Origin of the sequence: Microbacterium sp. ER1, from assembly GCF_023383675.1 — a bacterium.
In the GTDB taxonomy this organism is placed as follows: domain Bacteria; phylum Actinomycetota; class Actinomycetes; order Actinomycetales; family Microbacteriaceae; genus Microbacterium.
Window position 1 is genome coordinate 105,987 of sequence record NZ_QCXO01000131.1, and the last position, 12,474, is coordinate 118,460.

Annotated in this window: 11 protein-coding genes and 2 pseudogenes; 6 read left to right on the forward strand and 7 right to left on the reverse strand. The window is 70.9% G+C overall.

Annotated elements, in window-relative coordinates; translation table 11 throughout:
- The first annotated feature begins 34 nt into the window (after positions 1–34).
- Positions 35–682, forward strand: coding sequence for a TetR/AcrR family transcriptional regulator (locus BV453_RS07160; RefSeq protein ID WP_025102694.1), 648 nt, complete (start codon positions 35–37; stop codon positions 680–682).
- Between the two features lie 794 nt (positions 683–1,476).
- Here BV453_RS07160 and BV453_RS07165 read toward each other — a convergent pair.
- Entirely contained in the window at positions 1,477–2,367 is an 891-nt protein-coding gene (locus tag BV453_RS07165; protein ID WP_249521222.1) for a MarR family winged helix-turn-helix transcriptional regulator, read from the reverse strand.
- Between the two features lie 126 nt (positions 2,368–2,493).
- Here BV453_RS07165 and BV453_RS07170 point away from each other — a divergent pair, with 126 nt between their 5' ends.
- Positions 2,494–3,051: a MarR family winged helix-turn-helix transcriptional regulator gene (locus BV453_RS07170; protein ID WP_240743066.1), complete on the forward strand. Its 558-nt coding sequence runs from the start codon at positions 2,494–2,496 to the stop codon at positions 3,049–3,051.
- Between the two features lie 6 nt (positions 3,052–3,057).
- Here the strand turns inward: BV453_RS07170 and BV453_RS07175 are convergent, their stop codons facing one another.
- The 5 genes from BV453_RS07175 to BV453_RS16730 form a co-directional block, all read right to left on the reverse strand.
- The gene (locus BV453_RS07175; protein ID WP_025102690.1) at positions 3,058–3,975 is read right to left on the reverse strand and encodes a cation diffusion facilitator family transporter; all 918 of its coding nucleotides are present in this window, start codon (positions 3,973–3,975) and stop codon (positions 3,058–3,060) included.
- 46 nt (positions 3,976–4,021) lie between these two features.
- On the reverse strand, positions 4,022–5,428 hold the full coding sequence (locus tag BV453_RS07180) for an MFS transporter (RefSeq protein ID WP_249521223.1): 1,407 nt from the start codon (positions 5,426–5,428) through the stop codon (positions 4,022–4,024).
- 70 nt (positions 5,429–5,498) lie between these two features.
- Positions 5,499–5,987, reverse strand: coding sequence for a DUF3253 domain-containing protein (locus BV453_RS07185; protein WP_062765624.1), 489 nt, complete (start codon positions 5,985–5,987; stop codon positions 5,499–5,501).
- 63 nt (positions 5,988–6,050) lie between these two features.
- Positions 6,051–7,226, reverse strand: a complete 1,176-nt coding sequence (locus BV453_RS07190; RefSeq protein ID WP_126893935.1) for an exo-beta-N-acetylmuramidase NamZ domain-containing protein — start codon at positions 7,224–7,226, stop codon at positions 6,051–6,053.
- Positions 7,227–7,228: 2 nt separating this feature from the next.
- The gene (locus tag BV453_RS16730) at positions 7,229–8,095 is read right to left on the reverse strand and encodes a MurR/RpiR family transcriptional regulator (RefSeq protein WP_029989136.1); all 867 of its coding nucleotides are present in this window, start codon (positions 8,093–8,095) and stop codon (positions 7,229–7,231) included.
- A gap of 137 nt (positions 8,096–8,232) precedes the next feature.
- Between BV453_RS16730 and BV453_RS07200 the strand changes: the two genes are divergently transcribed.
- The 4 genes and pseudogenes from BV453_RS07200 to BV453_RS07215 all read left to right on the forward strand — a co-directional run.
- The gene (locus BV453_RS07200) at positions 8,233–9,516 is read left to right on the forward strand and encodes an ABC transporter substrate-binding protein (RefSeq protein WP_025102685.1); all 1,284 of its coding nucleotides are present in this window, start codon (positions 8,233–8,235) and stop codon (positions 9,514–9,516) included.
- 55 nt (positions 9,517–9,571) lie between these two features.
- Entirely contained in the window at positions 9,572–10,528 is a 957-nt protein-coding gene (locus tag BV453_RS07205) for a carbohydrate ABC transporter permease (protein WP_025102684.1), read from the forward strand.
- The gene (locus tag BV453_RS07210; RefSeq protein ID WP_062765614.1) at positions 10,528–11,445 is read left to right on the forward strand and encodes a carbohydrate ABC transporter permease; all 918 of its coding nucleotides are present in this window, start codon (positions 10,528–10,530) and stop codon (positions 11,443–11,445) included. Before BV453_RS07205 ends, BV453_RS07210 begins: the two co-directional genes overlap by 1 nt.
- A 16-nt stretch (positions 11,446–11,461) precedes the next feature.
- A pseudogene (locus tag BV453_RS07215) lies at positions 11,462–12,358 on the forward strand (serine hydrolase domain-containing protein); the annotation flags it as partial.
- A 39-nt stretch (positions 12,359–12,397) separates the two neighbouring features.
- Here BV453_RS07215 and BV453_RS16580 read toward each other — a convergent pair.
- Positions 12,398–12,474: pseudogene (locus tag BV453_RS16580) on the reverse strand (peptidylprolyl isomerase); the annotation flags it as partial.

Genomic DNA, 12,474 nt, shown 5'->3' on the forward strand with positions numbered 1-12,474 from the left:
ATACTAGGCGAACGGTCGTTCGTATACTAGGGCCATGGTGGATGGTGTAATTCAGGACGGCCGGCGGGCACGCGGCGACGCCTCCCGCCGCATCGTGCTGGAGAGCGCGACCGACCTCGCCTCCGTCGAGGGTCTGGACGGCGTGACGATCGGACGCCTCGCGACCGCCTCGGGGTCGAGCAAGAGCAGCATCGCGACGCTGTTCCAGAGCAAGGAGGGCCTGCAGCTCGCGACGGTCGCCGCCGCTCAGGACATCTTCGTCGAGCGGATCATCGGGCCCGCCCGCGCCCAGCCAAGGGGAGCGCACCGCCTGGCCGCGCTCCTCCACAACGCCTTGGTCTACTCGAAGGACCGCGTCTTCACGGGCGGCTGCTTCTTCGCGGCGACCGCGGCGGACGTCGACTCCAAGCCCGGTCCCGTGAGCGATGCCGTGCGTGCAGCCCTCGTCGACTGGTACGGATACATCGAGGCCCAGCTGCGGTTCGCGGCCGCGGAGGGGGAGGTCGACGCGGCTGACGTCGAGGTGCTGGCGTTCGAGCTCGTCGCCCTCAATGAGCAGGCCAACGCGCGGTCGCTCCTCCTGCGGAGCGACAGGCCGTATGCGCTTGCGGCGGCCGCGATGCGCTCACGCCTCCGTGACGCGGGCGCCCCCGAAACCGCACTCGCCCTCCTCGACCTCTAGCCCCGTCCCGCGCCCGGGCCCCACGCCCCCGTTCCCCCTGCGGGCTCAGAAACGCACCGCAATCCCGTGTTGACGGCCCGTTTCTGATCCCGCCCCACGGTTGGGCCCGGCCCCCTTTTGCGTGCGGGATGGGAAATGCGCGCCGCGGTCCGTCGGAAGGATCGTTTCTGATCCCGCCCGACGGTCGGGCCGTCCGCTCTTTCGCTCGCGGGATGGGAATCGGCCCCCGAGGTCCGTCGGGAGGGCGTTACTGATCCCTCCCGACGGTCGGGCCCCGTTGCGTGCGGGGCGAGAATCGGGTCCCGAGGTCCGTCGGGAGGGGCGTTTCTAATCCCGCCCGACGGTCGGGCCCCGTTGCGTGCGGGGCGAGAATCGGGTCCCGAGGTCCGTCGGGAGCGGCGTTTCCGATCCTGCCTAACGGTCGGGGCCTGCCGTCTTGCGTGCGGGATGAGAAGTGGCCCGCGAGGTGCGACGGAGGGCTGTTCTTGATCCGCGCACGCGCCTTCCCTGTACCTGTCACCTCAGGCCCTTGCGCTTCCACCGGGCGCCTCGTTCCTCGTCCCTCCCGCGCCGCCTGGCTGCATAACCCTGCGAGATGGAAAACGTGCCGCTGGGGTGTTCGGGAGGGGCGATTCTGATCCCGTCCGCAGAGTGGGCGCTCGCGTCGCCGCGGCGGGGGATCGAAGACGTGCCTCGAGTGCGCTCGGGGGGTGCGGAAGTGATCCCGGAGGGGCGTCCCGGTGCGCGGAAGCGCCCCAGCCGGGGTTCCGGTGGGGCGCTTCGAGGAGGTGAGGTCAGGCGGCGCGGCCGTGGCGGAATCCGGCGTCGAAGCCACGCTCGAATGCGCGCTCCGCCATCCGCTGCGCGCGGTGGCCGCGCCCGTGCCCGTGCCCGTGCCCGTGGCCGCGGCCGTGGTCGCGGTGTGCGTGACCGTGGTCACGGTGCCCGTGGCCGTCGTGGTGACCGCGCCCGCGGTACCCGCCTTCCTCGGCTCCGTCGTGACGGTCGAAGCCGCGCCGGGGCCCGAAGTCCCCGCGGTCGAAGCCGTGCCGGGACTCGAGGCCATGCCGGGGGCCGAAGCCGTGCCGGGACTCGAAGTCCCCGTGCCCGAAGCCGTCCCCGGGGCCGAAGCTGTGCCCGAAGCCGTGCCGGGGCCCGAAGTCCCCGCGGCCGAAGCCCTCCCCGGGACCGAAGCCGCGCCCGTGCCCGTGCCCGTGCCGGCGAGCGAAGCCGCCGCGGGGGCCGAAGCCGAACCCGGGGCGCTGCTTCCGGGGGAGAGGGGTCTCCTCGTCCCACCCGAAGGCGCGGGCGATCTTCTCGAGCGCCGCGAGGGTCGTCGCCATCTCCTCGTCGGAGACCGCGTCGGCGACCTTCGCGCGGATGCCGTCGACGGCGGCGCCGAGACGCTCCTTCGCCGCGCGGCCCTCGTCGGTCAGCGCCCATCCGTCGCCGTCCGCCTCGACCCAGCCGCGGTCGATGAGATCGTGCAGCTTGTGCGGGTTCAACGGGCGGCGGGCGGGTACCGAGCCATCGACGACGTTCAGCAGCCGCCAGTCGCCGCGGGTCGCGCCCTCCGCGGCGAAGACAGTGGCGAAGTCCTGTGCCATCAGGCGGTCGATGGCCTTGAGCCAGAAACCGAACGGGCGGGAGGTGTTGTCCAAAGTGCTGTCTGCAGTGGTGTTCATGGTGATCCTTCGTGGTCTGTGGTGCACCGATGACGGATGTCATCCGACATATCAATGTCACTGTGCATGTACATGCAGTGTGACATGGAACCGAGACGCATGTCAAGCTGCATGTAAAATCGGGGCATGGCCACCGATCCGATCGACCCCGCGTCCCCCGACGCTGCTGAAGCGATCGCGCAGGCGCTCTCCCGACTGCGCGGACGTCGACCAGGGCCCGGCGGTCGCGAGCACGGCGGGCCACGCGGTGCACACGGGCACGGGCCCCATGGTGACCCGCGCGAGCACTTCGCCCATCACCGCGGCCACCCGGGGATGCCGCCGTGGATGGCCGACGGCGGCCGCCTCGGCGGACCGGCCCGTCTCCGCATGCTCGAAGCCCTCGCCGCCGCGCCGGAACCCCTCAGCGTGAGCGCGCTCGGGCAGGCGATCGGCGTGGATCAGCCGCGGGCGTCCCGGCTCGTGCAGCAGGGCGTGCAGGCCGGGTTCGTGCGGCGCGAGGCCGATCCGGACGACGCCCGCCGCACCCGTATCGCGCTGACCGACGAGGGGCGCCGACTGGCCCGCGGGATGCGGGGCGAACGCCGCGAGCTGCTCGGCCGCGCGCTCGAGTCGTTCACCCCGGAGGAGCGCACGGAGCTCGCGCGGCTGCTCACCAAGCTCGCCGACAACTGGCGCGCCTGACCGGCCTCACGCGCGGGCGAAGTCCAGCGAGGGCTCGTCGTCCACCGAGAGGGACAGCACGACGGTCTCCACCGCGTCGTGCGCCTCGATCCGCCGCTCCACCTCCCGCAGTCGCCGGGCCACGTCGTGCTCGCGCGCATCGCCCGCGAGGTCGACCTCGGCGACGAGGAACAGCCGGTTCGGCCCCACGTACTCGATATGCAGGTAGGTGACCCGCTCGATGTCGTCCATGCCGAGGAGGGCCGCGCCGACCCGGGAGCGCAGTGCGGGGGACACCGACGTGCCGACGAGGAACGCGATGTTCCGTCCGATCAGGATCACGGCGACGACGCCCAGCAGGATCCCGACGAGGATCGACCCGATCGCATCCCACGCGGCGACACCGGTGAGCTGATGCAGGAGGATCGATCCGCCCGCCAGCACGAGGCCGATGAGGGCGGCGGAGTCCTCGAAGAACACCGCCCGGAGCGTGGTGTCGCTCGTCTCCAGCACGAAGTCCCACGTGGAGGATCCGCGCTCCTGGGCCAGCCGGCGGGAGCGGAGCATCGCCTGCGTGAACGACGCCCCCTCCAGCACGAAGGCGATCCCGAGCACGATGTACGCCACGACCGGGCTCTCCACGGGGCCGGAGTCGGACAGCTCCTGGATGCCGTGCATGATCGAGACGATCGAGCCGGCGGTGAAGATGCCGAATGCCGCGATGAGGGACCAGACGAACGCGTTGCGGCCGTAGCCGAGCGGATGCCGGGCGTCCTTGGTCTTCGCGCCGCGCCGATCGGCGATGAGCAGGAAGACCTCGTTCCCTGCGTCCGCCCAGGAGTGCGCGGCCTCGGCCACCATCGACGCGGACGAGGTGATGACGGCGGCGACCGTCTTCGCGATCGCGACGAGGATGTTGGCGAGGAAGGCGAGGACGACGGTCACCGGGTCAGGCTACTCCCGCCCGACCCGTCCGACGCCCGGAGCGGGCTCAGCGCGGCGCCTTCACCGGGAGCAGGAGAAGGAACCCGATGATGAGCACGATGACGATGCCGAGGATCCCATAGGCGGTCTGGCTCGTCGAGACGATGAGCACGGTCCAGGCGGCCGAGGCCATCCAGCTCGCGGCCCTGCCGGTCGTGGCGTAGAGACCGAAGATCTCGCCCTCCCGGCCTGCCGGGGTGACGCGGGCGAGGAAGGAGCGCGCCGCCGCCTGCGCCGGGCCGACGAAGGCGCAGAGCACGAGGCCGCCGATCCAGAACACGAGCGACCCGGCGTCGCGGAGCAGGAACACGGCGAGGCCGGCGACGACCATCGATCCGATCGAGCCGAGGATGATCCGCTTGGGGCCGAGGCGATCGTCGAGGCGCCCCGCGATGATGGTCGAGACGCCGGCGACGAGGTTCGCGGCGATGCCGAAGACGATGATGTCCTGCGTGCCGAACCGGAACACCGCGGTGCCGATGATGGCGCCGAACGCGAAGACCCCGCCGAGGCCGTCGCGGAACACGGCGCTGGCGAGCAGGTACCAGAACGTCGACCGGGTCTGCGGGTCGCGGTAGAGGCCGATCACGTCTTGGACGAGGAGAACGTAGGAGCGGAAGAACCCCACCTTGCGCTCCGGCCGCCCGAGCGACGGCTCCGGCACGTTGAGGAAGATCGGGATGCTGAAGACGATCGCCCAGACCGCGCATCCCACGGCGATGAGCCGGTACGCGAGTCCGTTGTCGGTGGACATGCCGAACCAGTCGAAGGTGTCGAGCAGGACGACGATGACGAGGGCGATGATGCCGCCGAGGTAGCCGAAGCCCCAGCCCAGGCCGGAGATGCGGCCGACGTTCTTCGGGTTCGCAATGCCGATGAGCATGGCGTTGGAGTTCACCGCGGCGATCTCGCCGAACACGGAACCGGCGGAGATCAGCGCGACGCCGAGCCAGAACAGGGCCGGCTGCGGCTCCACGAACCACAGTCCCAGCATGCAGAGGATGAGAGCGCCGGTGCCGATGCCCAGCCAGAGCTTCTGTCGTCCGGCGGCGTCGGCGCGCTGACCGAGGACGGGGGCGAGCAGGAGGATGCCCAGGGCGGCGATCGTCGAACCCAGCCCGAGACCGGAGGCGAGGTCGGCCTCCGCGGCGACGCGGACCGGGTCGCTCGGGTCGAGGGCGGCGATCTCCGGCGGCAGGAACGAGGCGCTGACCAGGTACAGCGCGGTGAAGACGAACGTGAGGATGACGGTGTTGAACGGCTGCGTCGCCCAATCCCACAGCGCCCAGGAGTACACCTGCTTCCGAGGCGCGGGGGTGTCTCCGTGCAGATCGAGGCCGACGACGGCCACGGCGCCGCTGTTCGCTGTCGCCACGGGCTCGGGGGCGCCCGCCGCGGGATCGGGTGAGGTCATGGTCGAAGTCTGGCCGCGGACGGTGAACGCCCGGTGACGGCGCGCCGTCGGCGTCGGGCGCCCGGGGCGTTCAGAGGGCGGGGCCGCGGCGGATGCGGACGGGTCCGCGGGCGTCGGTGATCTGGACCGGCTCGCCCTTCTGCGTGACGACCACGACGTCGCGGGAGGCCAGGTCCGCGGCGACGCGGCGCACGTCGGGCATCCGGTCGCGCCACTCCGCGCCGCCGACCGCGCGGGCGACGTCGCTCGGGCAGATCGACGAGTCCGCGCGCTTCCGGGTGAGGGCGCGCATCGTCGCGGCGATCCGCTCCTCGGCCTGCGCCGAGGAGGGCTCCTCCCACCACGGGGCACCCCGCTCGCCGAGGGCGGTCTTCGCATCCTGCACGCGACGGCGGGCGTCGGGCTCCGCCGCCTTCACCGCGCGCCGTGCGGCCATGAGCTCGTCGACGAGCTCCTGCCGCAGGTTCTCGGGGATCGACGGATCGGTGGCGCGCCACCGCCGGCCGTTCACGACGATGTGGTGTCCGTCCGCGGTGGGCGCGGGGCCGTCGTCCGTCATACCGGCCATCCTGCGCGGCGGCCGCGCGCGCCGCCATCCCCTTGACGTCCGCGCGGCTGCCGGTCAGCGGTAGAGGAGGTCGGCGTCGACGAGCCCCGGCCAGTCCGGCACCGCGAGCGACTCCGGCTCGTCCCACTCGCCCGCCGTGATCCGGCGGAAGGCGCCCTCGACCCCGAACAGCTTCTCCAGAGGGGACCAGTCGGACTCCCCGGGCATCGGCACCAGCGCCCGCTCGGCCAGGGCCTCGGGGTAGAGGGCGGCGAGCAGCGACAGCAGGCGGACGCCGGTGTGCACCGGCCGGAAGGCGGCCGGGTCGGTCACGTGCAGGAGGAGCCCCTGGCAGGCCTCGCCGGCGTGATCCCGCACCAGGGGGGTGAAGCCGTAGGGGGAGGCGGTGACACCGGGAAGGGCGAACTCGACGAACGCGGTCGTGTACTCCTCGGCGTCGATGAACGGGGCGCCGACGACGCGGAAGGGCACGGCCGTGCTGCGACCCTCGGAGACGTTCACGCCCTCGGCCAGACACGTGCCGGGGTACAGCAGGGCGGTCGCGGCGCTGGGCAGGTTCGGCGAGGGCGGCATCCAGGTCAGCTCCTGCCGGCCGAGGGCGGTCTGATCGCGCGTCCATCCCTGCACCTCGACGACGTGCAGCTCCACGTCGATCCCGCGCGTGCGCACCCAGTGCCGCGCGAGCTCGCCGATCGTCAGACCATGGCGGACGGGCATCGTCCACCGCCCGACGAGCGAGTTCGCCGCCTCGTCGAGCATCGGCCCCTCGGCTTGCTCCAGGCGTCCGCCGAGCGGATTCGGGCGGTCGAGCACCATCACGGCGACGCCCGCGTCGGCGCACGCCTCAAGCACATGGCTCATCGTCCAGATGTAGGTGTAGAAACGCGCACCCACGTCGGGAAGGTCGACGAGCACGATGTCGAGGTCGGCGAGGTCGGCGGCCGCGGGACGCACGTCCGCGCCGTAGAGGCTGCGCACCGGGAGCCCTGTCAGCGTGTCCCGCAGATCCCCGATCAGCTCTCCCTCCCTGGCCCGGCCGTCGAGGCCGTGCTCGGGGCCGAAGAGGAGCGTGAGCGGGAATCCGGCGTCGGCGAGGCCTGCGCGTCCACGGGCGAGGGTCGAGGTGAGGGCCAGGTCGTTCGTGACCATCCCGAGGCGGGCGCCCCGGAGGCGGTCCCGCTGCGGCTGCGTCAGGTCGTCGTGGAGGAGGCGGTCGATTCCGAGCTGCATGATCAATCGATTCTGTGAGCGGTGACGGCGTCGTGCGTGCGCTGGAGGTTCGCGGAGATCCGGTCGTAGTCGGCCTGGGCGATGCGCGTGTAGAGGAAGTCGAGGACGGCGAGCTGGGCGATGCGGCTGGCCATCGCGCCGGAGCGGAAGGTCGACTCCGACACCGCCGTGACGAGGGTGTGCGCGCACGCGCGGGCGAGCGGCGAGCGCGGGTTGTTGGTGATGGCGATGGTGGTGGCGCCGGCGGCGGCGGCCACCTCGGCCGCCTGCACGATCTCCAGGGTGCGGCCGGAGTGCGAGATGGCGATCGCGGCGTCCCGATCGTCCAGGAGCGCGGCGCCGGTGAGGGCGAGGTGGTGGTCGGTCCGCGCCTGGGCGACGAGGCCGGCGCGATGGAGCTTCTGCTCAAGGTCCTGCGCGGCGAGTCCGCTGGAGGCCGCGCCGTAGATGTCGATACGACGCGCGCCGCGGACCACGGCGACGCACCGCTCCAGCTCGGCGATGTCGAGCTGGCGGGCGGTGCGCTCGATGGCCTCGGCCTCCGCGAAGGCGATCTTGCGCACCGTGGTCGCGGCGTCGTCGTGGCGGCTCACATCCCCCGCGGACACCTGGAAGCGCTCGCGCTCGGACGCGCTCCGCGTGAGCTCTCCGGCCAGGGCGATCCGCAGGTCGGGGTACCCGGGGAACCCGAGGCTGCGGGTGAAGCGGGCGACGCTGGCGACCGACACCCCGCACTCCTCGGCGAGGCGGGTGATGGAGTTCTCCAGGACCGCCTGCGGTTCGGCGAGCACGCGTTCGGCGATGCGGCGTTCCGTGGGGGTGAGCGCGGAGAGGCGCTGATGGATGGCTGTCACGACACTGTTCGGCACGAGCCCATGATGGCAGGTCGGGTCCGCACTCGGTAGGAATTTTCAGAAACGCTTGCATTTTTGTAAGAGATTGCCCACAGTGGCAGTGTCGGCATCGTCCCCGTGCCGCGACGAAGACGTCACCCGAGAGGAACACCATGCGAAACCGCCCCGTCCGCCTCGCTCTCACCGGAGGGATCCTGGTCGCCGGACTCGCCGTCGCCGGCTGCGCGCCCGCAGCCTCGAGCGGCGATGGTCAGGATGATGTCACCCTGACTATCTGGTCCTGGCAGGCCTCGTCGTCCCCGAAGTGGGAGGCCGTGTTCGACGCCTACGAAGAGTCCCACCCCGGCGTCACCATCGAGTTCGAGGGCTTCCAGCCCACCGAGTACAACCAGATCCTCGCCACCGGCCTCGAGGGCAGCGACGGTCCGGACATCGCGATGCTGCGCGCCTATGGCGGCGTGCAGTCGGCGATCCAGTCGGAGCAGATCGTGCCGATCGACGACATCGTCGACGGTCTCGACCAGTTCGACCCCACGGTCCTGCGCGCGGCCCAGGGCAAGGACGACGGCAAGACCTACGGCGTCCCCTTCGCGTACCAGACCATGCAGATGTTCTACAACAAGACCATGTTCGACGAGATGGGCCTCGAGGAGCCCACCGACTGGGACGAGTTCATCGAGCTGCAGGAGACCCTTCTCAAGGAGGGCGTCACCCCCATGGCGCTCGGCGCCCGCGAGGACTGGGTCCTGCCGATGTTCCACGACATCGTCGGTTCGGCGCACTACGGCGGTGCGGACTTCGAGGAGAAGGTACTCGCCGGCGACGTCGACTTCACCGACCCTGCCTACGTGTCCTCGCTGCAGATCGTGCAGGACATGCAGAAGTACCTCGACAAGAACGTCAACGCGATCGCCGTCGCCGACGCCGTCCTGCAGTTCACCTCGGGCCAGGCCGCGCAGTGGCCCGGCGGCTCGTTCGACCTGCCCACGTTCCAGAGCTCCGCGCCCGACACCGAGTGGGGCGTCTACGAGGTCCCGCCGTCCCCCGACAGTGCTCTCGACCACGCGGTCACCCCGGGCTACGCGGACGGCAGCTTCGGCATCAACGCGGCCAGCGAGAATCAGGAGGCGGCCACCGAGCTGCTCAACTGGATGACGACGAAGGAGTTCGGCCAGCTCGTCGCCGACGAGGTCGACCAGTTCTCCGCGCTCCCCGGGGTGGAGTACTCCGACCCGCTCATGCAGGAGATGAACGAGCAGTACACCGCCAACCCGGCTCCGTACCTGCTGCTCGTCGACTTCCGGTACGGCGACCCGACCGGCACCGCGGTGCTCGGCCCGGACATTCAGGCCATGTTCCTCGGTCAGAAGACCCCGGAGCAGCTGGGCGCCGACCTGCAGTCGGGCATCTCCACCTGGTTCACCCCCTCCTCCTGATCCGAGCGTGGTGGGGCGCCGCGTCCGGCGCCCTACCACGAGCGAAGGACCCCCCATGGCTCTGACCCTCCCCGTGCGCCCGCCGAAGAGCCGGCGCCCGCGCACCGGCATCGCGCTGTCGACGCCGACGGCCGCGCTGTTCGTGCTCCCGGCCGCCGTGCTCTTCGCGGTGCTGATCCTCTACCCGATGCTCGCCGCGCTCAGCTACTCGTTCTTCGACTGGCAGGGCACCAAGCAGGGTGGATTCGCCGGCATCGGCAACTACCTCACGCTCCTCACCAAGGAGCCCTACGCCTCCGAGCTGTGGAACGCGTTCGGCCACAACCTGCTGCTCTTCGCCGGCGCCCTGGTCTTCCAGAACTCGCTCGGCCTCGGCATCGCGACCCTGCTGCACCGCCGCAAGCGCACCAAGCGGTTCTTCCAGACGATCTTCGCCCTGCCCTACCTCGTGAGCCCGATGGTCATCGGCTACCTGTGGTCGCTGATGCTGTCTCCGCTGTTCGGGCCGGTGAACGCGATCCTCCGCGGCGTCGGCCTGGAGAGCCTCGCGCTGCCGTGGCTCGGCGATCCGCAGCTCGCGATCTGGGTCATCGTGCTGGTCAGCGCCTGGCAGTGGATCGGATTCCCGATCCTGCTGTACGGCGCCGCCCTCGGCGGCATCCCCGAGGAGATCGAGGAGGCGGCGTCGCTCGACGGCGCCACGGCCGCGAAGCGCTTCCGCTACATCACGCTCCCCATGCTCACGCCGACGATCGGCATCATCACCGTGCTCACCTTCATCGGCAGCATGGAGGCGATGGCCATCCCGTTCGCGCTCGCCGGGTCGAACGGCGCTCCCGCCGGCTCCACCGACGTGATGATGCTGTTGTTCTACCGCACCGCGTTCGAGTCCGGGAACCCGAACTCCATCGGGGTCTCCTCGGCCCTCGCGACCGTCCTGTTCATCTTCATCATGGTCATCTCCGTCGTCATCACGACGACGATGCGCCGCGCCGAACGAAAGCTGTTCTGATGAGCACCGCCCTCGACACCCGTCAGGAGCCGACCACCGAGGCGATCGTCTCCGGTCGGCCCTCCGCCCCGCGGCGCCGCTCCCGGCGCACGAACGACACCCCGTTCGTGGGCCGGCTCCTCGCCAACGTGTTCCTGTGGGGGTACGCGCTGGTCGCGATCGGTCCGCTGCTGCTCATGGTCAACAACTCCCTGCGCACGCAGCAGCAGATCGCCACCGAGCCGCTCGGACTCCCCGTCCCCCCGACGTTCACGAGCTTCCAGAACGCCTGGATCACCGCCTCGTTCGACACGTACTTCGTCAACTCGATCACCGTCACGGTCGGGTCGGTCATCGTCACGACGGTCGTGTCGGTGCTGGCCGCCTACGCCTTCGCGCGGGCCAGGGCGAAGTTCTTCCGCGGGATCGAGGCCGTGTTCCTCTCGGGCCTCATGCTGCCGGTGCACCTGGCGATCCTGCCGCTGTTCTACCTGCTCGACGCGCTCAAGATGACCAGCAACGTCTTCAGCCTCATCCTCGTCTACGGCGCCCTCGGCATCCCGTTCACCACCTTCGTGCTGACGGTGTTCTTCCGGGCGCTGCCGATCGAGCTGGAAGAGGCCGCGCGCATCGACGGCGCCGGACCGCTGCGCACGTTCCTGCAGATCCTGCTGCCGCTCGTGCGCCCGGCGCTCGCGACCGTGATCGTCTTCCGGTTCGTGCCGGTCTGGAACGACTTCTTCTACCCGCTGATCCTGCTGCGCGACCGCGACTCGTACACGCTCCCCGTGGGCCTGACCCGGTTCTTCGGGGAGTACTCGACCGATTGGCCGCAGCTGTTCGCCGGACTCACGATCGCCACCATCCCGCTCGTGGTGCTGTTCCTGCTGGCGACGAAGCAGATCATCAACGGCCTCACCTCCGGCATGAGCAAGTGACGGCCGCAGGCGGATCATGGTGAACGGAACCCCGGGCTCGGCGTGGGCGTCGGTGCGGGCGGTCGCCGGGGGCGCGGAAGAGCTGCAGCTCCTCGGGTCGCCGGCGCACGACGATCCCGCTCCGCTCACCGCCGCGCACCTGTTCGATCTCGCATCGCTGACGAAGGTCTTCACCGCCATCGCCGCCCTGCGGCTCGTCGACACGGGGGTGCTCGACCTCGATGAGCCCGTCGAGCGCGTCCTCGCGGTGGGCAGCGGCGCCGGAGCGGAGCGGATCACCCTCCGGCACCTCCTCACCCACACCTCCGGGCTGCCGGCGGAGGGGCGCGAGTGGCGGGAGGGCGTGCGCGGGGAGGAGTTGCGTGCCCGCGTGCGGCGTCGGGCGCTCGGTGCCGAGCCGGGCGCTCGCCATCTGTATTCCGACGTCGGGTACATCGCGGCAGGAGATTGTCTAGAACGGGTCTCCGGGCGGCCGCTCGCGGCGCTCTGGGCGGAGGTGGCCACGGGGATCGGCGCCGCGTCGCTGACCATGGCTCCGGAGCGGGAGCGTGCGGTCGCCACGGAGACGCAGCCGCATCGCGGGAACGTGCGCGGAGAGGTGCACGACGAGCTCGCCCATGCACTCGGCCGTCCCGCCGGCCACGCGGGACTGTTCGGCACGGTGGGGGACGTCGCCGCTCTCGCCCGTCTCCTCCGCGATGAGGGCGAGGGGACGCACGGGCGAGTGCTGTCACGGGAGTCCTTCCGCGGGATGACGACCCCCACGATCCAGGCCGACGCCGGCTACGGCCAGGCGATCGGTCTGCGCGTGCGCGATGCCGCGTGGATGGGTGACCTTGATGCGGTCGGCCACACCGGCTTCACCGGCACGTGCTTCGCGGTCGTCCCCGAGACGGGCGCCTACGGCGTGCTGCTCCTCAACCGCGTGCACCCCACGCGCGAGGACGCCGACGTCGCCGCCCTGGATCATGAAGTTCGGGATGATGCGGTGGAAGATGACGTCCTTGTAGAGGGGACCCTCGCCCGGCT